The 24,439-nt window shown below is 66.3% G+C and carries 19 protein-coding genes and 1 tRNA gene; 9 read left to right on the top strand and 11 right to left on the bottom strand.

Features of this window, described 5'->3' with window-relative positions:
- Window positions 1–10 precede the first annotated feature (10 nt).
- The 7 genes from tcuB to CHB88_RS13505 all read right to left on the bottom strand — a co-directional run bounded on the left by tcuB (window position 11) and on the right by CHB88_RS13505 (window position 11,181).
- Window positions 11–1,198 (bottom strand): tricarballylate utilization 4Fe-4S protein TcuB, encoded by a 1,188-nt coding sequence (gene tcuB / locus CHB88_RS13535; protein ID WP_089399866.1) that lies wholly within the window; start codon window positions 1,196–1,198, stop codon window positions 11–13.
- On the bottom strand, window positions 1,185–2,588 hold the full coding sequence (tcuA, locus tag CHB88_RS13530) for an FAD-dependent tricarballylate dehydrogenase TcuA (RefSeq protein ID WP_089399865.1): 1,404 nt from the start codon (window positions 2,586–2,588) through the stop codon (window positions 1,185–1,187). Before tcuA ends, tcuB begins: the two co-directional genes overlap by 14 nt.
- A 76-nt stretch (window positions 2,589–2,664) precedes the next feature.
- The gene (locus CHB88_RS13525; protein ID WP_089399864.1) at window positions 2,665–3,591 is read right to left on the bottom strand and encodes a LysR family transcriptional regulator; all 927 of its coding nucleotides are present in this window, start codon (window positions 3,589–3,591) and stop codon (window positions 2,665–2,667) included.
- A 251-nt stretch (window positions 3,592–3,842) separates the two neighbouring features.
- Entirely contained in the window at window positions 3,843–5,342 is a 1,500-nt protein-coding gene (locus tag CHB88_RS13520; protein ID WP_143131267.1) for a hypothetical protein, read from the bottom strand.
- Window positions 5,343–5,467: 125 nt separating this feature from the next.
- Window positions 5,468–6,097: a 4'-phosphopantetheinyl transferase family protein gene (locus CHB88_RS13515; protein ID WP_089399862.1), complete on the bottom strand. Its 630-nt coding sequence runs from the start codon at window positions 6,095–6,097 to the stop codon at window positions 5,468–5,470.
- Window positions 6,098–6,100: 3 nt separating this feature from the next.
- The gene (locus CHB88_RS13510) at window positions 6,101–10,159 is read right to left on the bottom strand and encodes a Pls/PosA family non-ribosomal peptide synthetase (RefSeq protein WP_089399861.1); all 4,059 of its coding nucleotides are present in this window, start codon (window positions 10,157–10,159) and stop codon (window positions 6,101–6,103) included.
- A 431-nt stretch (window positions 10,160–10,590) separates the two neighbouring features.
- Window positions 10,591–11,181 (bottom strand): IMPACT family protein, encoded by a 591-nt coding sequence (locus CHB88_RS13505; RefSeq protein ID WP_089399860.1) that lies wholly within the window; start codon window positions 11,179–11,181, stop codon window positions 10,591–10,593.
- A 225-nt stretch (window positions 11,182–11,406) separates the two neighbouring features.
- Here CHB88_RS13505 and CHB88_RS13500 point away from each other — a divergent pair, with 225 nt between their 5' ends.
- On the top strand, window positions 11,407–12,114 hold the full coding sequence (locus tag CHB88_RS13500) for a glutathione S-transferase N-terminal domain-containing protein (RefSeq protein ID WP_089399859.1): 708 nt from the start codon (window positions 11,407–11,409) through the stop codon (window positions 12,112–12,114).
- Window position 12,115: 1 nt separating this feature from the next.
- On the opposite strand, the gene CHB88_RS13495 is transcribed toward CHB88_RS13500, so the two are convergent.
- Entirely contained in the window at window positions 12,116–13,015 is a 900-nt protein-coding gene (locus tag CHB88_RS13495; protein WP_089399858.1) for a LysR family transcriptional regulator, read from the bottom strand.
- 133 nt (window positions 13,016–13,148) lie between these two features.
- Here CHB88_RS13495 and CHB88_RS13490 point away from each other — a divergent pair, with 133 nt between their 5' ends.
- From CHB88_RS13490 to CHB88_RS13480, 3 genes are all read left to right on the top strand, one after another.
- The gene (locus CHB88_RS13490) at window positions 13,149–14,255 is read left to right on the top strand and encodes an NAD(P)-dependent alcohol dehydrogenase (protein ID WP_089399857.1); all 1,107 of its coding nucleotides are present in this window, start codon (window positions 13,149–13,151) and stop codon (window positions 14,253–14,255) included.
- 38 nt (window positions 14,256–14,293) lie between these two features.
- A complete protein-coding gene (locus CHB88_RS13485; RefSeq protein ID WP_089399856.1) occupies window positions 14,294–15,469 on the top strand; it encodes an ABC transporter substrate-binding protein in 1,176 nt (391 codons plus the stop codon).
- A gap of 90 nt (window positions 15,470–15,559) precedes the next feature.
- Window positions 15,560–15,754, top strand: coding sequence for a hypothetical protein (locus CHB88_RS13480; RefSeq protein WP_089399855.1), 195 nt, complete (start codon window positions 15,560–15,562; stop codon window positions 15,752–15,754).
- 247 nt (window positions 15,755–16,001) lie between these two features.
- Here CHB88_RS13480 and CHB88_RS13475 read toward each other — a convergent pair whose 3' ends face one another.
- Both CHB88_RS13475 and CHB88_RS13470 read right to left on the bottom strand, forming a co-directional pair.
- A complete protein-coding gene (locus CHB88_RS13475) occupies window positions 16,002–16,448 on the bottom strand; it encodes a DoxX family protein (RefSeq protein ID WP_089399854.1) in 447 nt (148 codons plus the stop codon).
- Between the two features lie 63 nt (window positions 16,449–16,511).
- Complete coding sequence (locus CHB88_RS13470) at window positions 16,512–17,297, bottom strand: dioxygenase family protein (protein ID WP_089399853.1); 786 nt, start codon at window positions 17,295–17,297, stop codon at window positions 16,512–16,514.
- 174 nt (window positions 17,298–17,471) lie between these two features.
- Between CHB88_RS13470 and CHB88_RS13465 the strand changes: the two genes are divergently transcribed.
- From CHB88_RS13465 to CHB88_RS13445, 5 genes are all read left to right on the top strand, one after another.
- Window positions 17,472–18,362, top strand: a complete 891-nt coding sequence (locus CHB88_RS13465) for a LysR family transcriptional regulator (protein ID WP_217900163.1) — start codon at window positions 17,472–17,474, stop codon at window positions 18,360–18,362.
- Between the two features lie 374 nt (window positions 18,363–18,736).
- Entirely contained in the window at window positions 18,737–19,600 is an 864-nt protein-coding gene (locus tag CHB88_RS13460) for a lytic transglycosylase domain-containing protein (protein ID WP_089399851.1), read from the top strand.
- Window positions 19,601–19,750: 150 nt separating this feature from the next.
- Window positions 19,751–21,730, top strand: coding sequence for an acyl CoA:acetate/3-ketoacid CoA transferase (locus CHB88_RS13455; RefSeq protein WP_245844961.1), 1,980 nt, complete (start codon window positions 19,751–19,753; stop codon window positions 21,728–21,730).
- An 89-nt stretch (window positions 21,731–21,819) separates the two neighbouring features.
- Window positions 21,820–22,734 carry an AEC family transporter gene (locus CHB88_RS13450; protein WP_089399850.1) on the top strand — a complete coding sequence of 305 codons (915 nt, stop codon included), beginning with the start codon at window positions 21,820–21,822 and terminating at the stop codon, window positions 22,732–22,734.
- A gap of 105 nt (window positions 22,735–22,839) precedes the next feature.
- Window positions 22,840–22,914 (top strand) — tRNA-Thr (locus CHB88_RS13445).
- Window positions 22,915–23,097: 183 nt separating this feature from the next.
- On the opposite strand, the gene CHB88_RS13440 is transcribed toward CHB88_RS13445, so the two are convergent.
- Complete coding sequence (locus CHB88_RS13440; RefSeq protein ID WP_089399849.1) at window positions 23,098–24,234, bottom strand: DUF4124 domain-containing protein; 1,137 nt, start codon at window positions 24,232–24,234, stop codon at window positions 23,098–23,100.
- Window positions 24,235–24,439 lie beyond the last annotated feature (205 nt).

The following is a 24,439-nucleotide window of genomic DNA, read 5'->3' as shown; positions in this document are numbered from 1 at the left end:
CCGGCCATCGTCAATCGGCGCCGAGCTGCAGCCGGTTCGGCTGGCGCTTCTCGATGTTCCACTTCAGCAGGGCGGCGCTGCGGTAGATGCCGTGGGCGAATTTGCCATAGGGCAGGGTGGCGAACAGCGCCATCACCACGCCCAGGTGCAGCACCAGCAGCAGGCCCATCCAGCCGCTGTCGCGCCCGGCCAGCAGGGCCAGGCCGGTGGCGCTGGTGAGCAGCAGCAGCGCGATGAAGCCGCGGTCCATCGGCCGCTGCGCGATGTCGCCCTGCTGCGGATGGCGCTTCAGGTTCAGCCAGAGCAGGCCGGCCGGGCCGATCAGCAGGCCGATGCCGCCCAGCGTGCCGAGCACCACCGGAAGGCTGGTCAGCGCATACGGCGCATGCAGCGCGCCGACATAGTGGTAGAGCGTGGCCACCGAGGTCGAGGCGAAGCACAGCATGAAACCGTAGAAGGTGAAATGGTGGAAGCGGCGGCGCGCCAGGGTGAAGCGGTCGTCCGATTCGTTGCAGCCTTCGCCATGGCCGCCGTCGAGATAGGTCAGGGCGAGGGCATTGCGCGCCGCCTCGCCCATGGCCGGCGCGGTCGCCGTGCCCGGCTTGACGTCGCGCCAGAAGCGGCGCACGCCCATCCCCAGCGCCAACACCGCGAAGCCGAACACCGCGCCGAACATGCCGGCCATCAGGTTGTGCGGGAAGATGGCGTAGAAGTTGCCGGCCAGCGCGCCGGGGAACAGGGTGCCGTGCATGGCGGTGGCCAGCGCCAGGAACAGCGCCAGTGTCGCCGCCAGCGCCAAGGCCACCGTCAGGCCGTTGTTCTTGTACAGCCTGCCGAAGGCGGGCGGCCAGGCGTAGTCGCTGTAGGTCTGGCCGCGCACCTTGGCCATGGCCTGGGGGACGTTGACGGCGAACTCGTGCGGCGGCGCGTACTGGCAGGCGTGATAGCAGGCGCCGCAGTTGTGGCACAGGTTGGCGAGATAGTTGACGTCGGCCTTGCCGAACTCCAGCCGGCGCGTCATCGCCGGGAACACCGCGCAGAAGCCTTCGCAATAGCGGCAGGCGTTGCAGATCTGGAGGATGCGGGAGACTTCCGTTTCGTTGGCGCTCAGCGCCGGCTGGCCGGGCTTCACTGCCGCGGGAAGTTCACCCTGGCCGAGCGAGCTGGCTTCGCGAATCAGGGCATCAAGCTGTTGCATGTTCGATTCCTTGTTTTGCTGCGACGGCGGCCTGGGTGCCGGCGATGCGGCCGAAGGCGGTGCCGATGGACATGCCGACGCCGGCGGTATAGCCCTTGCCGAGCACATTGCCGGCCATCATTTCGCCGGCGACGAACAGGTTGGCGCTCGGCTTGCCGCCGAAGTGCACCGCCGCCCTGTCGTTGACCTTGAGGCCGAGGTAAGTAAAAGTGATGCCCGGCTTGAGGGCATAGGCGGTGAACGGCGCGGTGTCGATCGGCCGCGCCCAGTGCGTCTTGGCGGGAGTCAGGCCTTCGGTGTGGCAATCGTCCAGCACGGTATGGTCGAAGGTGCCGACGCGGCACGCGCGGTTGAAGTCTTCGACGGTCTTGACGAAGGCGGCTTCCGGCAGGCCCATCTTGCGCGCCAGCTCGGGCAGCGTGGCGGCGCTGGTGCCCGGGAACACCGGCGGCATGAAGCGCCCGACCGCCTTGGCGTCGATGATGCAGTAGCCGATCTGCCCCGGCTGCTGCGCCACCAGGCGGCCCCAGATCGCGTAGCGCTTGGGCCAGAAATCCTCGCCCTCGTCGTAGAAGCGCTCGGCATCGCGGTTGACCACCACGCCGAGCGAGACGCAGTCGATGCGGGTGCAGATGCCGCCGTCGTACAAGGGCGCGCGGGCATCGATGGCGACGCAGTGCGACTGCGACGGGTCGCCGATGGCATCGGCGCCGGCATCGATCATGAACTTCAGCAGCGTGCCCTGGTTGAAGCGGGTGCCGCGGATCAGGAAGTTGTCGGCCGGCCATTCGCCGCGCTCGTTCTGGCCCCAGGCTTCGCGCATCCACGCCAGGTTGGATTCGAAGCCGCCGGCCGCCAGCACGCAGGCGCGGGCTTCGAAGCGCTTGCTGCCGCTGCGGGCGGCGACGAAGCGGTCGCCGTCGAGTTCCAGGGAGTCGACCGGCGTGTCGTAGCGGATGTCGACGCCGAGCGCCTCGGCGCTGCGGTAATAGGCATTCACCAGAGCCTTGCCGCCGCCCATGAAAAAGGCGTTGGTGCGGGCCAGGTGCAGGGTGCCTGACAGCGAGCCTTGAAACCGCACGCCATGCTTTTGCATCCAGGGGCGGCAGGTGGAAGAAGCGCGGATCACCAGGCGCGCCAGGTGCTCGTCAGTCTGTCCGCCGGTGACCTTCAGCAGGTCCTGCCAGAATTCTTCCTCCGGGTAGGCGTCTATCAGCACATCCTGCGGCGCGTCGTGCATGCAGCGCAGATTGCGGGTGTGCTGGGAATTGCCGCCGCGCCATTCGCGCGGGGAGGCTTCGAGCAGCATCACCGATGCGCCGGCCTCGCGCGCCATCAGGGCGGCGCAGAGGGCGGCGTTGCCGCCGCCGATTACGAGAACATCAACCATGTCAACAGTCCGGAAAATTTTCCGTACTGTATCGCCGCCTTGTCATCATCGCCAGCCCGGGGCGGGAAAGAGGTGTTCAGCTTTCGTGAAGGGTGGCGCCCGGCCAGCTGCCGGCTTCCACCAGCGCGCGCGTCACTTGTCCCAGCACGTTCCGGGCGGCCAGGCCCGCCGGCGAAAGCTCATCGTCGGACAGGCTCACCAGCAGGTTGGGCCGGCGCGCTTCCTTCTCGGCGATTTCGATCATCGCCAGCGATGCGTCGCGCAGCCGGGCCACCGCCGCGCCCGGCTGTATGGTGGCGCCGTAGCCGGCTCGCACCGCATCCATCAGCATGGCGAGGCCATCGATTTCGGCGGCGACGTTGAGCGCCAGCCTGCCTTGGGCGGCGGCGCCGTTGAGCAGCGCCCGCAGGCCGTGCGAGCCGCTCGGCAGGACCAGCGGCAGCGCGGCGATCTGCGCCAGGCGCACCTGCTTGCCGCGCGGCAGGCCCTTCATGCTTCGCGGCGCGATCAGGAACAGCCGCTCCTCCAGCAGCGGCGTGACGCTCCAGCGCCGGCCGCGGTCGGCCTGGAACAGGATGGCGAGGTCGAGCTGGCGGGCGTTGATCATCGCGCTCAGGTTGCCGGACAGGCTCTCCACGATGTGCAGGCGGATGTCCGGATACTGCTCGCGCATGGCCGACATGAAGGGTAGGCCGAGCACGGCGGTGGTGCTGGGCGCCATGCCGACCGCCACGTGGCCGGACAGGCGGGCCAGCTGCGCCGCCCGCACCGCGTCGTCGGCGTGGCGCAGGGTGAGCTGGGCCTGGTGCAGGAAGGCGAGGCCGGCGTCGGTGGGCACCACGCCGCTGGAAGTGCGCTGCAGCAGCCGGGTGGAAAGCTCGCTCTCCAGCCGGCTGATCTGCTGGCTCAAGGCGGAGGTGACCACACCGAGGTCGAGCGCCGCGCGGCCCATGCTGCCGAGCTCGGCGACGCGGACGAAGTAGCGCAGTTGGCGAAGTTCCATGGCGGGAGCAGGCGGCGGAGGGTTGAGGGATCGTCACTCTGCCATGACTGACGCGTGAATGCCAGCGAAGCAGTACATGTCGGTGAGGGGCCTATCTTGTCCTTGCCGGCACGCTCCCGGTCTTCGTCACGTTTTCATCGCATGCGTCGACGCTGCGCGCTCCGCGTTCCGCTCCGCTTGCGTGGCATCACCTGATGCCGGGATGGGTTAACGTGGATTATTGTTCGCTGCGAACGCGCAGACATCGCGCCTCATCGCGTCCCGCCGGGTCGCCGAGCCGGAAGGTTAAGTGAGCCCTCGATGGGCGCGCCGCTCATGCGCAACGCCTTCAGATACAAGCCCCATGCGCCGGGATCGACCGGCAGCCTGCCGGCGAAGAAGCCGCTGCTGGCATGGCGAGCGAGCAGGTCGAAGGCCTGGGCCCGGCCGAGATCAGGCAGCGTACTGGAAGAGGGAGGAAAGAGCAGAGACAGCTGCGCCAGGGTTTCCAGGACGGTGCTGGGGTGAGCCACTCCTCGGCTGATGATCTCGGCGTTCCCGGCCGCCAGCGCCATGCTCAGGACTTCCCGCGCTTGCGTCAGGTCAGGATCGTCTTGCGGCAGCACGGCCACCAGGGCACCGAGGCTGCGGATCATGACATAGTGGTAGACGAGGCGCGCGTTGTGCGGGTCGACCCACCGCCCTTGACGAGCACCCGCCTTCAGCTGGCCGGGATAGAGGCCGAGCCTGGCCTTCAGCTTGGCGTGGCGCAGGTAGCGGGCGTCACCGGTTTGCGCATACAGGCTCGCCAGCAAGTGGATGCTGAAGCTGTTGTAGTTCCAGTTGGGGACGACCGGCTGCGCGATCGCCCAGTTGGCTGCCGCGATGGCCGACTGCAGGTACTTCTCCTTGCGGGTCGCCCGATGGAGTTCGATCATCGCGACGCCGCAGAGGCCGTTGTCGAACTGGAGATCGCCGTTGCCGAGGTCGTTGATGATCCAGTCGTTCGATACCGCAGTCGGCAGCATGCCCAATTCTTCCGCTCGCTTCAGGAATTTTTCGGCGGCTTCGAAAGCCCGCCCCTTGTTTCTGCGCACGGCGGGAAACGGAAATAGCCCTTGCCCGCCCTGCGCTTGAGCCCATAACAGATAGTCGGCGGCGCTCTCGGCAATGCTGAGCAATTGTTCGGCTGATTCGGCACCGGCGTCCCTCGCGGCAAGCGCGCCGGTGATGATGGACGCCACGTCCCGCAATGGATGGGCGATCCCCGTTGGCGCGGGGCGCGAGAGCCACCAAGCGTTGCGCACTACCTGTTTCCGGTAGGGTTCGAAGGCGGCGCCGATCTGACCAACCGAGAGTGCGGGCGCATCGAAATCGATGGTGTAAGTGGCGGGCGCTTCATCGGGAACGCCGGCTTGCCCGCCCAGCGCGAGCGTCAACGCTTGCGTAATCTCGGTTATCTGCGGAAGATTTCCCGTCTGCTGCGCGACCGCCAGGCGACAGCGGAACATGGCCACGCGGTTCCTGCCCTGACAATACGGATTGAACGAGGCATCAACTGCCGGGACGGCCGCCTCTGCAACGCCGGCGCCGGACAATAGAAAGACGGCGGCGATCATCGCTCGATGACGAGCCAGGATGGCCGGCAGCGAACGCAAGGCGAGAGAATGAATTTGCATCGTGGCGCAGTGAAGTTCAGTAGGCGCTGCCTCAACGAAGAATCGACTCAGGCGTCCGGCGGCAGCCAGGCGAGACACGAGGCCTTGCTGCAAGCAAGTTGCACGCCCAAATCGGGGTCTTGCGGACAGCCGGCAAGCACGATGGGCCGCAGAAACGTCGCGCCGGAATGTTGATTTGCGCGCCCGCGCGAATTCAGGCCGTGGGAAGAAATGCCTGATTACGCCGGCTTGGCAGCAAACCGGTTGAGTGATTCCGGCATGTACGCCAGCATTCCCGCATAGCCGGACGGCAGGTCCAGCCTGCGCATGGCGCATTGGGCAAGCCTTGCCTGAAGCGCCGGGCTCCTTTCGGCAAGGCCGGTGCCGACGCACTTCAAGCCGGCTTCGAGCCGTGTCCACTCGACGGCGAAGGCATGCATGCGTTCCGGCGGCGGGGCATGGGCGATCCGGTGAAAGGCATCGGGATCCAGGTAATCCCGTGCGACGGGTTCCCAGGAAAAGTCCTCCGGCAAGCGCATGATGTCGATGCCGACTTGGCCTACCGGCGAAAGCGCCGCCACCGACAATCCGGCTTCATGGCTGATCGAGACCGATAACATCCGTCCGCCGGCGTCAGCGCGTAACGGACGCCCGGGAACGGCGTCGAGGCGGATCGACGCCGCAGGAAGATCGAACAGCAGACCCAGAGCGTCGGACACCGCCGCTCGGATTAGCGTCCGCGCCTGGTCGCGCTGCTGAGTGTCCGGCGTCGCAACGCTGATGACCAGAGGCGCCTCGCCAAACGCGGGAAGGCCGGCGATGCGCTCCCGCGCCGCCGGCCAGGAGTGAACGGGCAGGCTCTCGGCCACGGCTCAGCGCGCCGGCGCCGCCGGCAAGCCGCGCCAGCTGGTGCGGGCGGGAATGCATTCGCCCTTCATCACCAGCGTGAGAGCGCCGATCCGGGCGCCATCCTCGATCACCGCGCCGTACAGCGCCGAGCTGCGGGCGCCCATGGTCACGCGGCTGCCGATGCGCACATGGTCGATCTTCATCACCCGGTCTTCGAACAGATGCGTCTGCGGGCAGGCCAGTGCATTGATCTCGCTGTGGTCGCCGATATGCACGCAGTCGAACTCGGTCATGTTGGTGGTGTTGAGATACACGCCGCGGCCGATGCGGGCGCCGAGCGCATTGAGCGCCACCGGCAGCCAGGGGGTGCCGCGCAGATAGCGCAGGAAGTTCGGCACGGCGACGCCTTCGTAGAGATTCGTCACCGCTTCCGACAGCCAGACGAAGGGCGTCCACATCGGCACGTTGCGGCTGCCGTAGCGGAATAGCAGCAGCCATTTCAGCGCGGCGACGAAGATGAAGCTGCCCACGCCGTAGGCCAGGCCGGCAAGGTTGGCGTAGGCCAGGACCTTGTCCCAGCGACCGGCATCGGCCAGCGGCATCAGGTCGAGCACGATGGTGTAGCCGACGGCAATGACGATAGCGTGCGGGGTGACGATGCGGAAGGCTTCCACCAGGCCGCGCGCGACACGGCGCAGCGGCGAAGGCCGGAAGGTGAGCCGCTCCGGATAGGCGCTGGTGCCTTCGCGCGCCGGCAGGTTGATCGGCGGCGAGCCGAGCCAGGTGTCGCCGCTGCGCATGACGCCATTCTCCGGCACGGTGGAATGCACGCCGATCAGGGCGTTCTCCGGCAGCACCGTGCCGTCCGGTACGTAAGCCCCATTGCCGACGAAGCTTCGGCGCGAAATGACGGTGGGCTTGATCGTCATCCAGCCGCCGGCGATCTTCTCGTCGCCCAGCATCACCGCATCGGCGATGAAGGTATCGTCCCCCAGGGTCAGCATGTCTGGCACCAGGCCGAGCGCCGTGGAGATCTCGGCGTGGCGGCCGACCTTGACGCCGAGCAGGCGGTACCATGACGAAGCGTAGATGGTGGCGTAGAGGCCATGCAGGATGTTGAGGCTCGACTCCTGAATCTGGTTCACGAACCATTTGCGGCAATAGAGGTTGCCGTGCACCGGCCAGCTGCCCGGCTTCAGGCGCGGCAACCCGCTCCAGCGGATCAGCGCCGACAGCAACAGGGTACCGACGATCAGCACCGCCGTCGCCGGGAAGGCCAGCACGAAATAGCGCGCCAGCTGGACGCCGACCGCATTGCCCTGCAGCCAGGGGAAATGGTTACCGGTGTCGAACCAGTCGATCAGCATGAAGCTCGGGAACACCGGCAGGAAGAACAGCACGCAGACCAGCAGGGCACTGACGCCGAAGAAGGCGGTCTCGCCGGCGCGGCGCAGACGAGTGACGGCCGGACGCGGCGGCTGGGCATGCAGGTCGACGGCGCCGGCGTCCGCTGCGGGCGAACCTTTCCACACCCGGCCGGCGGGAACCGCCATGCCATCGCTCAGGGCCGACTGGCCCTCCAGATGGGCGGCCTCGCCGATGCTGGTATTGCCTTCCATGACGGCGTAGGAACCGACGCAGGCTTCGCTGCCGATGTCGATGCGGCCGATATGCAGCATGCCGCGTTCGACGCGGGCATTCTCCAGGTTGGCGGCATTGCCGATGCTGGCGCCGTCGCCGACACTAAGCAGATCGGGCGCGCGGATGGTGACGGAGCCGATGGCAACGTCGTCGCCGATCTTGGCGCCGAGCGCGCGCAGCCACCAGGCATACAGCGAGGAGCGGGTAAGCAGATAGGTCGGCACTGCTTCCACCAGGCGGTCGGCCAGCCACCAGCGGTAATAGGTGAGACCCCAGAGCGGATAGCGGCCCGGCTTGAGGCGGCCGGCGATCATCCACTTGCCGACGATGGCGACGGCGAATTCGAGCAGGGTGGCGAGCACGAAGGCGCAGACCGAGGCCAGCACGGCGAGGCCGATCGAATCGTCGGCATCGCCGGTGAAGAAATGGTAGGCGAAGAAGGGCGCCAGCCACTGGCCCATGCGCAGCGCCACCAGCGCCGGCACCGCCGCCGCCTGGCCGGCGCCGCACAGCCAGCGCCGCCAAAGGCTGGGCGGGGTCCATGCATCGTCTACTTCGGCGGCGGCCGGCGCCTGCGCCAGCGCCGCCGCGATAAGGCCGATGCGGCGGTTCTGGTAGATGTCGCGCACCGTCACGTGGGCGAAGCGCGGATCGGCGCGCAGGGCCGATGCCAGGCGGGCGGCAAACAGCGAATGGCCGCCGAGGTCGGAGAAGAAGTCCGCGTCGCGCCGGATCGCCTGGCCGGGGAAAAGCTTCGCCAGCGCCGCGAACAGCGCTTCTTCCGCCGGCGACGCAGGCACATCGGATCCGGCCGCATCCACCGCGGGTGCGGCCGGCATGCGCGCCTTCAGCGCCTTGCGGTCGATCTTGCCCGAGGTCAGGCGCGGCATTTCATCCAGCAGCTCGAAGCTGCCCGGCACCATGTAGGCCGGCAGGGCGGCGGACAGCGCGGCGCGCAGCGCGACGACGTCGATCATCGCGCCGGCATCGGCCACGAGGTAGGCATTGAGGTGATCGATGCCATCGTCCTGGCGCAGCACCACGGCGGCGGTGCCCACGCCCGGCTGGCGCATCAGGGCGGCTTCAATTTCGCCGAGCTCGACGCGGAAGCCGCGGATCTTGACCTGGTCGTCGGTGCGGCCGAGGCATTGCACGCGGCCGTCGGCATCGATGCGCGCCAGGTCGCCGGTGCGATAGAGCCGGGTCTGGTGTTCGTTGACTGCCCAGGGATTGGGCAGGAATTTTTCCGCCGTCAGCTCCGGCCGGCCGAGGTAGCCGGCGGCCACGCCCGGGCCGGTGATGCAGAGTTCGCCCACCTCGCCGCGCGGCAGCAGGTTGAGTCCGCGCTCGAGCGCGGTATCGATCACCAGCAGGCCATAGTTGGGCAGCGGCCGGCCGATGGTCACCGGCTCGCCGGCGCGCAGTTCGGCGAGGCTGGCCGATACCGTGGCTTCGGTCGGGCCGTAGGTGTTGAACAGGCGGCGTCCGGGGCGCACCCAGCGCCCGACCAGGGACTCGGGGCACATCTCGCCGCCGAGATTGATCAGCCGGAGACCGGGCACGTCGCGGTTGAACAGCGCCAGCAGGGTGGGCACCGCATGCAGCACGCTGATGCGGTTGTCGATCAGCGCCTGCGGCAGTGCTTCCGGATCGCCGGTCAGCTCCTTCGGCGCCAGCCAGAGCGTGGCGCCGACCAGATAGCTGATCCAGATCTCTTCGAACGACATGTCGAAGGCCACCGAGAAGCCCTGGTAGACGCGGTCGTCCGCCGTTACGCCGAGCAGGCTGTTCTCGCTGCGCAGGAAGTGGCAGATGCTGCCCTGGGCGATCATGATGCCCTTGGGCTTGCCGGTGGAGCCGGAGGTGTAGATCACGTAGGCCGGATCGGTCGGCTGGCTGTTGACGCGGCGGCGCAGCTGGCCTTGCGCCGGCTGCAGCAGGTCCTCCGCCAGCCAGCGGCTCACCAGCCCCTCGCACTGCGCCAGGCGCGGCGCGAAGGCGGCGCAGCTGACGATGCCCACCGCATCCGCATCTTCCAGGCAGACGGCGATGCGCTCCAGCGGCGTGTCGGCGTCGAACGGCAGCCAGGCGGCCCCCGTCTTGGCGATCGCCGCCTGCATGACGAGCAGATCCAGCCCGCGCGGCAGCCACAGGCCCACCAGGCAGCCGGACTGCACGCCGGCCTCGAGCAGCCGGGAGGCGGCCAGGTCGGCGCGGGCATTGAGCTCGCGGTAGGTGAGGCTGCGCTCGCCGTCGATCAGCGCCACCTTGTCCGGCAGGCGCGCCGCCGTCGCTTCCAGCAGATCGGCCAGCACTTCCTGCCTGATCAGTTCCGGCGCCGACGGTCCGAGCAGGACCTCCTGCCAGTCGGCGGCCGGAATCAGGGTCGATGATGAAGGTGGCAATGCGTCGACCGGATCGGTCGAAAGAGGGGCGGTCATGTGAGTAGGCGCGGAGAGGTGACAGAGCGGCGATGCGGAACGCGTGATCCTTGTTCGATCGACCACATGCTCGACTGCTCTGTGGCGGTGCTTTCAATAGAGTCCATGGGCACGGACGCAATATCCGCATCCGCTGGTCCCGTCGAAGCGGCCGCGCATTATATCGCTGCCATCAAATGCTTCGACGGGTGATGAAATTTAAACGGAGGATGCGCGCTTGGGTTGACGGTCGGGCATAAAAAGACCGGGACAAATTGCCCCACGTGGCAGGCATGCCACAAGCCGCCTTTGCGTGCTTGTGCCTTTGTCATGCAGTTCGGCTTATTCACAGCCAGGCTTGACAAGCCTGTTGATAAGCTGTTGGCGTCTTCGCTACTTGCTTGATTTCCAAGGATGAAATCGAACGGCCTGCGAAACCGGCAGAAGCCGGATCACGCGTCAGGGAACCCCACCCGGCCCTGGGTCAGATTGATCAGCGCCTCGCGCGCCGTCACGCAGGCATCCTTCGGCAGGCGTACCGTCAGGCGGACGGTGCCGCCATGGCTGCCGTCGACCAGCGCATGGCCCTGATGCTCCACCCAGCGCCGCACCCGGGCTTCGTCGGCGTACGCGCATTCGATGACCAATTCGGCAAGCGCGATGCGTTCGATCCGCTGTGCCTTCGTCAGCGCCGCCGCCACCGCATCGGTATAGGCCCGCGCCAGGCCGCCGGCGCCGAGCTTGATGCCGCCGTAATAGCGCACCACCGCCGCCAGCACGCCGTCGAGCTCATGGTGGCGCAGCACTTCCAGCATTGGCCGGCCGGCGGTGCCGGAGGGTTCGCCATCGTCGGACATGCCGGATTGGCCGCCGGCCATCAGCGCCCAGCAGACATGGGCGGCGGCACGGTGCTCCTCGCGCAGGCGCTGCAATACGCGCATCGCCTCGTCGCGACCGGCGACCGGCAGCACGAAGGCGAGGAAGCGGCTCTTGCGGATGTCGATTTCCGAAGCGACCGGAGCGGCCAGGGTATAGGTGGGCAAGCTGAACTTTCGATGGTACTGAGCCGGTGCATTTTACCGAGAACGATGCGGCCGGCAGCGGCGCACAAGCGCATGCGAGGCAAGCGGGAAGAAGCGAGCGCATCCGAGATCCCGGTTTTGGGGGCGCCCGGACAAGCTTCGTTGAAAAAGTTATATTGGCTGCCTGCCCGGTGCTCATGCAACGCATCGGCATTCACCTGTTCCATCGCCTTCGAAGGATTCTTCATGCCCGATCTGTCCGCCTACCCGATCACCAAAAAGTGGCCACCTGCCCATCCCGACCGCATCCAGCTGTATTCGCTGCCGACGCCCAATGGCGTCAAGGTCTCCATCATGCTGGAGGAAACCGGCCTGCCTTACGAACCGCACCTGGTGCGCTTCGATGCCAACGACCAGACGTCGGCGGAATTTCTTTCGCTGAACCCGAACAACAAGATCCCCGCCATCATCGACCCGACCGGCCCGGGCGGCAAGCCGCTGCCGCTGTTCGAGTCCGGCGCCATCCTGCTTTACCTGGCCGAGAAGAGCGGCCAGTTGCTGCCGCAGGACCCGGCCGGCCGCTACGATACCATCCAGTGGCTGATGTTCCAGATGGGCGGCGTTGGCCCGATGTTCGGACAGCTCGGTTTCTTCCACAAGTTCGCCGGCAAGGAGTACGAGGACAAGCGTCCGCGCGACCGCTATGCCGCCGAAAGCCGGCGCCTGCTCGGCGTACTGAACCAGCGCCTCGAAGGCCGCGCCTGGATCATGGGCGACGACTACACCATCGCCGACATTGCCATCTTCCCGTGGGTGCGCACCGTGGTGGATTTCTACGGCGCGGGCGATCTGGTCGGCATTGCCGACTTCCCCCACGTCACGCGCGCGCTGGCCGCCTTCCTGGCGCGGCCGGCGGTGGCGCGGGGCCTCAACATTCCCAGGCGCGAAGGCTGAATCAGCCCAGCCCTTCCCCGGCGCGGGCGAACTCCTGCAGCAGGTCGCCCAGCGCCGCGGATGGCTTGGCGCCGGCGCGGGTGATGCCGTAGTAGTCGAGCGTGACCTCCGGCTCGCGCAGCAGCGTGCAGTCGACCTCGTAGCGGGTGCAGGCGAGGCGGGCGATGGTCGGCATGACGGCGATGCCGAAGCCCTGGTCGACGAAGGCGATCGCCGCTTCCAGATTGCGCAGCACGATGCGCTCGGCGCGCGCCCCCTTGGCCTTGGGCAGGTGACGGTCCACCAGCTGCTGGATGGGGTTGTCGTCGGGCAGGGTGACCAGCGGCTGGCCGGCCAGGTCGGCCCAACGGGTTGGCGGCGCCGGCGTCCGCCTGCCGCGCCGGCGCGGCGTGACCGCCATCAGCGGCGTCGGAAACAGCGCGTGACGCTTCAGGCCGGCGACCCTGGTAAAGAACACGCCGAAGCCGGCATCGAGCTCGCCGGCTTCCACCATGGACTGCACCTCGTCGCGGCTGGCGTCCACCAGGTCCACCCGGCTGCCGGGATGCGCATCGAGGTGGCGCTTGATCACCCGCGGCGCGAAGCTGGCTGCCGCCAATGGCGTGATGCCTATCTTCAGCGGCGCTTGGCCGCCGCTGTTGCGCTCATTGATCTCCCATCCGACCTGTTCCAGTTCCCTCAGCGCGCGCAGCGCCGCCGGCAGCAGCTTCTGGCCGGCCGGCGTCGGCGCCACCAGGCGGGTGGTGCGCACCAGCAGCGCGCAATTGAGCTGCCGTTCCAGGTCCTTGATCATGGCGCTCAGGCCGGCCTGGGTAATGAACAGCTTTTCGGCGGCCTTGGTGAAGCTGCTGCACTCGACCACGGTCACGAAGGCGCGCAGCTGGCGGAACGATGCATTCATAAGCAGTCCTTGTTAATTCATAAAGGATTTTAGCTTTTCCTTATGATTGCGCGATGGTTTAATGTTATGTTTGCCAACGCCAGGCGGGAACCCGGCGCTTGGCGTAAAGCAATGAATCTGGATTGGAAGAGACATGACCACCGTTCTGGCCGCAGTATGCGAGGAAACCGGCACGCCGCTGAAGGTGCAGCCGATCGAGCTGGAAGAGCCGCGCGCCGACGAAGTGCTGGTGCGCATCGTCGCCACCGGCATCTGCCACACCGACATCGGCATGCGCGACGCGCCCGACCGGGTGCCCAAGCCCATCGTCCTCGGCCATGAGGGCGCCGGCATCGTCGTCAAGACCGGTTCGTCGGTTGCCAAGGTGAAGCCGGGCGACCATGTGGTCGTCAGCTTCAATTCCTGCGGCCATTGCCCGAGCTGCAACCATGGCGACCCGGCCTATTGCGTGAACCTCGGCGCCGCCAATTTCTCCGGCCGCCGCGAGGATGGCAGCAGCGCGCTGACACGCGCGGGGAATGTGCTCAACGGCCATTTCTTCGGCCAGTCCAGCTTTGCCACGCATGCCATCTGCCGCGAACGCAATGTGGTGCCGGTGCGCCGCGACGCGCCGCTGGAGCTGCTCGGCCCGCTCGGCTGCGGCTTTCAGACCGGCGCCGGCGCGGTGCTCAATTCCCTCAAGGTGGAAGCCGGCAGCGCCATCGCGGTGTTCGGCACCGGTTCTGTCGGCCTGGCGGCGGTGATGGCGGCGAAGGTGGCGAACGCCAGCCGCATCATCGCCGTCGACGTGCAAGCCAGCCGGCTGGAAACGGCCCGCCGCATGGGCGCCACCCACACCGTCGATGCCAGCAGCGGCGATGTCGCGGCCCAGTTGAAGGCGATTGCGCCGGCTGGCCTCGGCTACGCGATCGACACCACCGGCAATACCGCGGTGATCCAGTCGGCGGTGCAGGCGCTCGGCCCGCATGGCGTGTGCGGACTGATCAGCTCCGGCAAGGGCGCCAGCGTCAGCCTGAACCTGCTGCAGATGATGCTCGGCGGCCGGGTGGTGCGCGGCATCCACCAGGGCGACAGCGTGCCCGACGTCTTCATTCCGCAGCTGATCGATCTGTATCTGCAGGGCCGCTTTCCCTTCGACCAGCTGGTCAGCTTCTATGCGCTGGAAGATGTGAACCAGGCAATGGCCGACATGGAGAGCGGCAAGGCGGTGAAACCCATCTTGCGCATGCCGGCATCCTGACCGGCGGCCCGGACATTCATTCAACGAAGGAGACAAACATGAAACGACGCACCCTTTTCGCAGCAGTCGCCATCGCCGTCGCCACCCTGGCGGCCGGCCCGGTCCTGGCCGCCGACAATCTCAAGATCGGCCTGGTGGCGCCGTTCTCCGGTCCCTTCGCCGACTACGGCAAGCAGATCGAAGCCGGCATCAAGGCTTACATGGCCCAGCACGGCAATCAGGTGGCCGGCAGGAAGGTGGAGATCATCGTCAAGGACACCGGCGGCTCCGGACCCGAGGCGGCGAAACGCCTGTCGCAGGAACTGGTGTCGCGCGACAAGGTGGACTTCCTCGCCGGCTACGGCTTGACGCCGGAAGCCATGGCCACCGCGCCGATTGCCCAGCAAGCGAAGACGCCGATGATCATCATGAACGCGGCCACGGTGTCTATCCCGCAGAAGTCGCAGTACATCGCCCGCGTCTCGCTCGTGACGGCGCACAGCGCCTACTACATCGGCAAGTGGGCGGCGAAGAACAACATCAAGAAGGTGGTGACCCTGGTGGCCGACTACGGGCCCGGCATCGACTCCGAAGCCGCCTTCAAGGCCGCCTTCGCCGAGGGTGGCGGCCAGGTGACGGAATCGATCCGCACGCCGCTCAACAGCCCGGATTTTTCGCCCTTCCTGCAGCGCATCAAGGATGCCAAGCCGGATGCGATGTTCGTCTTCGTGCCGGCCGGCGAGCAGAGCATCGGCATCATGAAGTCCTATCGCGAGCGCGGCCTGGCGGACGCCGGCATCAAGATGATCGGCACCGGCGACCTCACCGACGACAACGTGCTGCCGGCCATGGGCGACGCGTCGCTCGGCGTGATCACCGCCTTCCACTATTCGGCCAACCACAACTCGCCGGAGAACAAGACTTTCCTGCAGAACTTCGCCAAGGCCAACCCCAACATCGCCCGCCCCAACTTCATGGCGGTCGCCGGCTACGACGGCATGGATGCGATTTACCAGGTGACCACCAAGCTCAACGGCAAGATCGAGGGCGACAAGGCAATGGAAATCCTGAAGGGGTTGAAGATCAAGAGCCCGCGCGGCCCGCTGACCATCGATCCGGAAATCCGCGACGTCTCCCAGACTCAGTACATCCGCCGCGTGGAGAAGGTCAACGGCCAGCTCTACAACGTCGAGTTCGAAAGCTTCCCGGACGTGAAGGGCGCGCTGGTGAAGTGAAGCGTTAGAGGGACGTCGCCGGCTGGTTTCAATGGGACCCTGGCCATCGAACCCGCAAGTCGGCGGCAGTCTTGAGGCATTCGGAAATGCATGCCGGGCAGCCTTGAATCCGTTACCGATGCAAGGCTGCCCGGTTTTTCCATTTCGATTCAATCCGAGCAAGTGCTCAATACCGCTTTACGGCCTGCCGCGATGCCGATTGGCGCTCACGCGATGATTCGCGCTAAGACGCTGCTCGTGAACAGCAGTGCGAGGAATGCCTCAAGGGATTTGTTTTTCCGGTGAAGCGGCCAGCGTCATCCTCGCGATGGAGGCGCCTTCGACGGGTGGTCTGTCTGCCGTCTTTGGTGTAGCCCTGGCATGGTTTGGTGTGAGGCGCTCGGGCACCGAGGCAGCGATTGCCTGTGCAGCGGGCAAAACAGGGGAAGCAAAAATGGGAACGGCACGCGGGCCTCTGGTCGCGTGCCGTTCATCGCTTGCGTCGTGGAGAAATGTCAGCGGCGGCGAATTGCCGCTTTCATCCGGACCAATCCTAGTTCCACTTGCCCGCCGTGCCGCCGACGCTGTAGCGTCCCGCGCCCATCACTGCGACAGCCAGCGCGCTGAAGAAGTAAAAGCCTTGCAGTTCCAGCGCCCAGCCGCCGGTCTGCGACAGGCTGAAGAACTGGCCAGTGTGCACCAGCAGCAGGGCAACCACCATATTGATCGCGACCACCAGAGACGCGGCGCGCGTCCACACGCCGAACAGGATCAGCAGCGGCGCGACGACTTCGCCGATGTAGACCAGATAGCCGAGCGCTCCCGGGAGGCCGGCCTTGGCCAGCATGCCGGTGATGAAGCCGATGCCGCCGGCAAGCTTCGAGAAGCCGTGGAACAGCAGGAACACCGCGAGCGATGCGCGCAGGAGGAGCTTGCCGATGTCATCGCCGGAAGCGGCGACCGGCGTAGCGGAAGTGGTGTGGAGGGTAGTGGTTTGCATGGGGTTTCTCCTGAGAGGTTGAGTCATCGGTAATGCGGCAATGGCGCCGCCGGCCTTGAAGGTTTAGTCGAAGGCGTACACGTCCATGGCCAGCACGCCGTACTCGACGCTGGCATGCAGGCGTGTCGCGCGGCTGCCGTCGCCGGCGGCGCCCATGGCGACGTACAGCGGCAGCAGGTGTTCCTCGGTCGGGTGGTTGCGCACCGCGTGCGGCGCCAGCCGGCGGTAATCGAACAAGGCGTCGCGTTCGCCAGACTGCAGCGCACGATGCATCCACTCGCCGAATTCGCCGACCCAGCCGGGCACGGGCGCATCGATGGACTGGCCACGGAATTCGTAGAGGTTGTGGGTGAGCGAGCCGGAGCCGATCACCAGCACGCCTTCATTGCGCAGTGGCGCCAGGGCCTCGCCCAGCCGCGCATGCGCCTGCGGCCCCGCATTGCGCAGGATGGATACCTGCAGCACCGGGATATCCGCCTGTGGATACATCAGACGCAGCGGCACCCAGGCGCCATGGTCGAGGCCGCGGCCGGCATCCCGCCTGGATGCGAAGCCGGCCTGATCGAGGAGGCTGGCCACCCGCTCGGCCACGCCGGCGTCGCCGGAGGCCGGGTACTGCAGCGAGAACAAGGCAGGCGGGAAGCCGCCGAAGTCATGAATGGTTTCGGGCTGCGCGGCGAAGCCGACTGCCGGCGCGCCGGCAGTTTCCCAGTGCGCCGAGGCGACGACGATGGCCCGCGGCCGGGGCAGGGCGGCGCCGAGTTCGAGCAGAAAACGCCTTGCCGGGCTGTCTTCGAGAGCGAGCATCGGCGAGCCGTGCGAGATGAAAAGGGTGGGCAAGGTGGTCATTCCGGGCATCTCCTGTGCAAAGACGGGCTCTAAGGAGGCGGATAAACACGAATATGCCGCCCGCCGTCATCAATGAGAACAGTATATTGATGCTGCAATGAAGGATAAAGGTGGGACGCTTTGACACATTGTCTCACTTTGATTGACAATGAGGCGATGGACATCCTGGCAGGCATGAAGATTTTCGTTGCGGTGGTCGAGGCCGGCAGTTTCTCGGCGGCCGCTGACAGGCTCGGCCTGTCGCGCGCCATGGCGTCCAAGCATGTGCTCAATCTGGAGGAGCATCTGGGCACGCGGCTGCTGAACCGCACCACCCGCCGCCTCAGTCTGACCGATGCCGGACGCGAATTCTATGAGCGCAGCGTGCAGATCGTCGCCGATGTCGATGAGGCGGAAAGGGTGGCAGGCCACCAGTCGGCGCGGCCGCGCGGCGTGCTCAAGCTCACCATGCCTTTATCCTATGGTCTGCACCGCCTGGGCGGGCTTGTCGCCGACTACGTGGCCACCTATCCCGACGTGAAACTGGAGATCAGCGTCAGCGACCGCAAGGCCGACCTGGTGGAGGAAGGATTCGATCTCGCCATTCGTATCGGCTCACTGCCCGAATCTGGCCTGATCGCTCGCAGGCTGGGCGGCGTGCGCGGGGTGATGTGCGCCTCGCCCGCCTATCTCGCGCGGCATGGCACGCCGCGCAGGCTGGAGGATCTCGGCCGTCATGCCTGCCTCGGCTACACCTTCACCGGCAGCGGCGAGGAATGGCGGCTGGTGCCGGCAGAGGACCCGCGTGCCGCGCCGCGCACCCTGCGCTGCGCCGGGCCGATCAAGGCCGACAACGGCGATCTGCTGCGGCTGGCGGCGCTCGGCGGCGCCGGGGTGATCTTTCAGCCCTTGTTCATCGTCGAGGATGACTTGCGCAGCGGGCGTCTGGTGCAAGTCCTGCCCGATCATGTTTCCGCCGAACTCGGCATTTATGCCGTATATCCAAGCCGGCGGCATTTGTCCGCCAAGGTGCGCACCTTCATCGACTTTTTGGCTAAACATCTGCCGCCTGACGAAAAGCTTTAACCCTGCATCCTCCTTTTGCCGGATTCCCCGTTTCATTGCTCTCCAGCATCACGATGGGTTCTACGAAAAGCAAGATCTGCATGAAATATCCGGCTTTTGTTTCCAAAAGTAACCAAATACGCGGCTTCTCTCGAAGAATCGCCTCTCTCGAAGAAATGGCTTTCCTTGCCCCACATCAACAGTTACCATAGGGCAATTAATCGGCACCGACGTCAGCATTCGGCTGAAAACCGAAAACACTTTCCGGCGAACCGGCGGTTGGCTTTGCCAGTTCCTGATTTCATTCAGCGGGCATGCCATGCCTGCGACGGTTCGTGTTTCCGCTTCATGTCGGCGGCATAAAGCCTTTGCCATTTTCGACAGGGAGCGAATAAATGACGAAACGATTCAGCCGCGGCACCGGCTCTGCCTCCGCAGCCTTGGCAGGTCTGTGCGTCGCCGGCGCGGCAGTTCTGCTCGCTGCCTGCTCTGGGGCGCCGATGCTGTCGTCGGCCACGCCAGCTTCCGCGGCGATGAACACCCAGCAGGAACGAGCCTACGACCTCTCCACCCAGGTGCTGCGTTCGGCCATGGCTGCCAAGCCGGCGCGGCGCCAGATCACGCCGCAGGACATCCTGCGCGAGTGGTCCACGCTGCCGCGCGAACGCCAGACGCTGGCGGCGCGCGGCCGGCCGTCGCCGGTTCCGGGCGCGCAGGGCGCAGACGTGCCGGCGACCCACATCGCCATCAGCGACCTGCTGCGCAATCCTGATTGCGATGTCTGCGAAGGCCTGCCCTTCCATCAGCATGTCGCTTCGGCCTCGCAGACCTATGGCGTGCCGCCGGCGCTGATCCATGCGGTGATCCAGATCGAGTCTTCCTACAATCCCCGTGCCACCTCCCACCGCCAGGCGCGCGGCCTGATGCAGATCACGCCGGCGGCGGGACGCGCCGTCGGCGTCAGCGAAGGAAGGCGCTTGTACGATCCCAAGACCAATATCGATGCCGGCACCGCTTACCTGCAATACCTGATGCGCCAGCACGCCACCGTCGATGAAGTGCTTGCCGCTTACAACGCCGGCATCGGCAACGTGCGCCGCTATGGCGGCGTACCGCCGTTCCAGGAGACGCGCAAGTACGTGCGCAACGTGAAGAGCGCGATGAAATCCATGGCCGGGGGCGATGCGGCCCGCCGGACTTCTCCGCTGCCGGCGCAAGCGGCGGTCAACCCCGACCTCGACTGGGGAAGCGGACGGTAACCGTACTTCTTGTCGAGCAGGAGCGCGAACCGCGCCTGCGGGCGGCGCAGCGGGTCGCAGCAGGTTGCGGCGCCGTGGCGCATGGGCATAATGCATGAACGCGCAGGCGCACGCCGGCGCTCGAAAACATGCGCATACCGGAGACAGCCCATGGTCCATCGCCTTTCCAGCCCCATGTCGGGCGGCAGCCCCTCGACCAGCCGCCACAAGATCGTCAGCGCCGCCGAAGCAGTCAGCCTGATCCATGACGGCGATACCGTCGCCACCGGCGGCTTCGTCGGCATCGGCTTCGCCGAGAACATCGCGGTGGCGCTGGAAAAACGCTTTCTCGCCGGCCATGGCCCGCGCGACCTGACGCTGGTGTACGCCGCCGGCCAGGGCGATGGCAAGGAGCGGGGCCTGAACCACCTCGGGCATGAAGGCCTGCTGCGGCGGGTGATCGGCGGCCACTGGGGACTGGTGCCGAAGCTGCAGCAGCTGGCCACCGAAAACAAGGTCCAGGCCTACAACCTGCCGCAGGGCGTCATCACCCACCTGTTCCGCGACATCGCCGCCGGCAAGCCCGGCACGCTGTCCCGCGTCGGGCTCGGCACCTTCGTCGATCCGCGCCATGGCGGCGGCAAGGTCAATGCCGGCACCACCGAAGACCTGGTCGAACTGATCACCCTTGGCGGCGAGGAACTGCTGTTCTACAAGGCGCTGCCGATCCATGTCGGCATCATCCGCGGCACCACCGCCGATCCGGAAGGCAACATCACCATGGAAAAGGAGGCGCTGACGCTGGAGGCGCTCGCCATTGCGATGGCGGCCCACAATTCCGGCGGCATCGTCATCGCCCAGGTGGAACGCATCGCCGAGAGCGGCTCGCTCAATCCGCGCCAGGTGAAGGTACCGGGCATCCTGGTCGATTGCGTGGTGCTTGCCGAGCGCCCGGAGTACCACATGCAGACCTTCGCCGAGCCCTATAGCCCGGCGTTCTCGAGCGAGATCCGGGTGCCGCTGTCTTCGATCGCGGCCATGGCGATGAGCGAGCGCAAGATCATCGCCCGCCGCGCGCTGCTGGAGATCAAGCCCAACGACGTGGTGAATCTCGGCATCGGCATGCCGGAAGGCGTGGCCGCCGTCGCCGCCGAGGAGAAGGTGCTGGACCTCGTCACGCTGACGGCGGAGCCGGGCGTGATCGGCGGCATCCCGGCCGGCGGCCTCAACTTCGGCGCCGCCAGCAATGCCGCCGCGATCATCGATCAGCCCTACCAGTTCGACTTCTACGATGGCGGCGGACTCGACGTCGCCTTCCTCGGCCTGGCGCAGGCCGACAGCTGCGGCAATCTCAACGTCAGCAAGTTCGGGCCGCGCCTGGCGGGCGCCGGCGGCTTCATCAACATCAGCCAGAATGCGAAGAAGGTGGTGTTCGTCGGCACTTTCACCGCCGGCGGGCTTCAGATCGCGGTGCAGGACGCGCGGCTGCGCATAGCCCACGAGGGCAGGGAGGTGAAATTCGTGCAGGAGGTGGAGCACCGCACCTTCAGCGGCGAGGTGGCGCGCCGGCGCGGGCAGACGGTGCTGTACGTCACCGAGCGCTGCGTGTTCCGGCTGGTGGAGGACGGGCTGGAGGTGATCGAGATCGCCCCCGGCATCGACCTGGAGCAGGACGTGCTGGCCCGCATGCGGTTCCGGCCGCGCGTGAGCCCGGCGCTGAAGCCGATGGATGCGCGCATCTTTCGCGACGCGCCGATGCGCCTGCGCGACGACATCCTCTATCTGCCGCTGGAACAGCGCCTTGTCTATGATGCCCAGCGCGACCTGTTCTTCGTCAACTTCGAGGGCTTCGAGGTGAAGAACGTGGCCGACATCGAGCGCATCCGGCAGGCGGTGGAGGAACGGCTCGGCCATCTCGGCTGCAAGGTGGCGGCCATCGTCAACTACGACAATTTCTCCATTCCGCCGGAGCTGATGGATGCCTATGTCGCCATGGTCGCGGACCTGACCGAGCGCTTCTACAGCCGCGCTACGCGCTATACCAGCAGCGCCTTCATGCGCAGCTATTTCGGCCAGGCGTTCCGCGGCCATGACCGCGAACCGTCCCTGTACGCGAGCCGCGACGAGGCGCTGTCCAATCTGCGGAAATGACGGGCATCGCCGGATGCGCCGCGGCGCGCGGTTTTATGCGATAGTTGCCCGCTTTGCACTCATCCGCCGTCCGGCGCGGCCATCATTCAATGTCAATGCTCCTCCACGTTTATTCCTCGGTGCTGGCGATGCTGCTGCCGGTGTTCGCCTGCGCCGGCGTCGGCGCCGAATGGGCCCGGCGCAAGCTGGCCTATCCCGGCACCTTCGTCTCCGCCCTCGTGACTTCGGTCGCGGTGCCCGCCCTGGTGTTCAACACCCTCACCACCACGCGATTGGAAAACAAAACCCTGCTCACCGTGGTGCTGGCGGCCGCCGCCGGCATCGCTGTCATGGCCGCGCTCAGCGCCGTGATGCTGCGCCTGCGCGGGCTTCCGGTGCGCACCCTGGTCCCGACCTGCACCTTCCCCAATGCCGGCAACCTCGGCCTGCCGCTGTCCCAGTTCGCCTTCGGCGACGCCGGCCTCTCGGTCGCGGTGACCTTCTTCGCGGTCTGCTCCTTCATGCAGCACACCGCCGGCGTCTACCTGCTGACGTCTTCCTCGGGCGGCAAGGGCGCGCTGCGCAGCCCGGTGATCCTGGTGGTGCTGCTGGCCGTCGCGCTGCGCGCCGCCGGCATCATGCCGCCCGCATGGCTGCTGGATACCAGCCGGCTGCTGGGCGCGCTGACGGTGCCGCTGATGCTGATCAGCCTCGGGCATACGCTGATGTCCATCAATTTCGGCAACGTGACCGCCGGCCTGTATGTCGGCATGACGCGCCTGGTCGCCGGCGTGGCTGGCGGCACCCTCGTCGTCAAGGCGCTGAACCTGCCGCCGGAGATCGCCGGCGTCACTCTGTTTCAGATGATGATGCCGGTGGCCGTCGTGAGCTACATGTACGCCCAGCGCTTCACCGATCACGCGGAGACCTCCGCCGGTGCAGTGCTGAGCTCCACCATCGCCTTCCTGCTGCTGTGCCCGCTCGCCTTGTGGTATGCGGGCGTTCCTTTCGGCGCGCTGGGCTAGCTCGCCGCTTCGACGCGAGGCGGTAGACCAAACGCGTCGTCTCTGGTACAGTTGCGCCCTCTCGCAGAACGCGCGATTCGCTTCGGATCGGCGCGTGGCGACTGCGCCCTTGTAGCTCAGTGGTAGAGCACTCCCTTGGTAAGGGAGAGGCCACGTGTTCAATCCACGTCAAGGGCACCAGCATTCCAGGCCGCCGGATTCATCCGGCGGCTTTTTCTTTTCTGCTTCCCGTTCAAGTTCTTCATCGGCTTTTGCCAATGCGGCCGCATTCAGGCAGCCGCTGTCCAATGCAACTCCACCAAAGCGAAAACGGCGCCTTGCTTGTTGGGCAAGGCGCCGTCGCTTCAAACATTCAGGACTTCATTACTGCTTGCCGTAGTCCATCGGCAGGATCTGCAGCTTCTCCCAGGGGAAGCCGTCGAGCAGCGCATAGTCGGCGGTGCCGTTGAACAGGGCCGGGTAGGGATCGGCCTGGCCCTTGTCGGTGTAGGACTGGGCATTCTGCAAGCGGATCGAGATCGCGCCGGCCTTGTCCCACACGACGAAACCGTATTTCTGCGCGGCCTTGGCAACCATCTTGGCGATCGGATGAATGTTCAGGGCGTCGACGTTGATGCTCGGGTCGAGGCGCATGCGGGTGCCTTCCGGGATGCGGTTCGGGGCATTGTCCGGGTTGTAGCCGTCGGAACGGGTCGCGGGCCAGGAGAAGATGCTGGATTTTTCCAGCTCGACCAGGGCGATGCCGACGACGTGGTTGATCTCGCCCTTCTGCAGTTCCTCGGCGGTGACCTGGCCGCCGATGAAGGGCAGGCCGGTGGCGGTGGTGCCGTAGGGGTTGTCGAACAGGCCATTGCTGGCGGCCGCGTTCTTCATCTGGCCGCCCCAGCAGGCTTGCCATTGGCCGTTCTCGTTCTTGGTCTGCCAGAACTCCCAGATGCCGCCGGTGGAGGGCTGGTAGACCGTCATCTCGCCATCGGTGCCGCCGGAAGGCTTGGCGAAGGCCGGCACCGGCACGCTGGCCCATTGCGCTTCCAGCGCCTGGTCGACATAGCCCTTGCCTTGGCAATCCCACATCTTGACTGCGACGGTCGGGGTGTTAGCGTCAGCCACGTACACCGGGCTGGAGTAGGAATTGGTGTTGACCATCACGTTGCCGTAGTAAGCCTGCTTCTGACGCAGGAAATCGGCCACCATGTTGGCGGAGTTCGAATGCAGGGCGGCATCGGCCGGAATCGGCTGGTACCAGAAGCTGTTCGGGCTGAACACGGTGCTGCCGGCGGCATCGGTCGCGCTGCGCGCGACGCTGGTGCTGGTGGTGGTCGCGGCCGGGGCGCCAGCTGCTGCAGTATCCTGGGATGCCGACTGGACAACGGCGGCCTGGATGCCGCCGGCTTGGTCTGCCGAAGAAGAACCGCCACCGCCGCAGGCGGACAGGAGGACGGACAGGGAAACACAGGAAGCTGCGATGAGGGACTGGCGTTGGGAAGCGAACTTAAGCACAAATACTCCTTTGAAATCTCATGCCTTGCGGCAAGCACTTTCTTAGGAGTATTGCTGGGTTGAATGGTTCCGCCGATCAACGATGGATTCTCAATTGCCCGGCGGAACGGGATAAAGGCTGCCTATGGTGGCAACGCGTCACTATTGAACAGTACGTCATGCAGGAATGGCACAGGCCGCCAGCGCTTCGAAGCGTGACGCAATG

Origin of the sequence: Noviherbaspirillum humi, from assembly GCF_900188095.1 — a bacterium.
Lineage (GTDB): Bacteria > Pseudomonadota > Gammaproteobacteria > Burkholderiales > Burkholderiaceae_D > Noviherbaspirillum > Noviherbaspirillum humi.
This window is presented reverse-complemented; position numbering and strand designations above follow the sequence as displayed.

Coding starts and splice junctions, on each gene's coding strand:
- tcuB (WP_089399866.1), bottom strand. CDS start 1,198: ATGCAACAGCTTGATGCCCTGATTCGCGAAGCCAGCTCGCTCGGCCAG.
- tcuA (WP_089399865.1), bottom strand. CDS start 2,588: ATGGTTGATGTTCTCGTAATCGGCGGCGGCAACGCCGCCCTCTGCGCC.
- CHB88_RS13525 (WP_089399864.1), bottom strand. CDS start 3,591: ATGGAACTTCGCCAACTGCGCTACTTCGTCCGCGTCGCCGAGCTCGGC.
- CHB88_RS13510 (WP_089399861.1), bottom strand. CDS start 10,159: ATGACCGCCCCTCTTTCGACCGATCCGGTCGACGCATTGCCACCTTCA.
- CHB88_RS13500 (WP_089399859.1), top strand. CDS start 11,407: ATGCCCGATCTGTCCGCCTACCCGATCACCAAAAAGTGGCCACCTGCC.
- CHB88_RS13495 (WP_089399858.1), bottom strand. CDS start 13,015: ATGAATGCATCGTTCCGCCAGCTGCGCGCCTTCGTGACCGTGGTCGAG.
- CHB88_RS13490 (WP_089399857.1), top strand. CDS start 13,149: ATGACCACCGTTCTGGCCGCAGTATGCGAGGAAACCGGCACGCCGCTG.
- CHB88_RS13485 (WP_089399856.1), top strand. CDS start 14,294: ATGAAACGACGCACCCTTTTCGCAGCAGTCGCCATCGCCGTCGCCACC.
- CHB88_RS13480 (WP_089399855.1), top strand. CDS start 15,560: ATGCCGGGCAGCCTTGAATCCGTTACCGATGCAAGGCTGCCCGGTTTT.
- CHB88_RS13475 (WP_089399854.1), bottom strand. CDS start 16,448: ATGCAAACCACTACCCTCCACACCACTTCCGCTACGCCGGTCGCCGCT.
- CHB88_RS13470 (WP_089399853.1), bottom strand. CDS start 17,297: ATGACCACCTTGCCCACCCTTTTCATCTCGCACGGCTCGCCGATGCTC.
- CHB88_RS13465 (WP_217900163.1), top strand. CDS start 17,472: ATGAAGATTTTCGTTGCGGTGGTCGAGGCCGGCAGTTTCTCGGCGGCC.
- CHB88_RS13460 (WP_089399851.1), top strand. CDS start 18,737: ATGACGAAACGATTCAGCCGCGGCACCGGCTCTGCCTCCGCAGCCTTG.
- CHB88_RS13455 (WP_245844961.1), top strand. CDS start 19,751: ATGGTCCATCGCCTTTCCAGCCCCATGTCGGGCGGCAGCCCCTCGACC.
- CHB88_RS13450 (WP_089399850.1), top strand. CDS start 21,820: ATGTCAATGCTCCTCCACGTTTATTCCTCGGTGCTGGCGATGCTGCTG.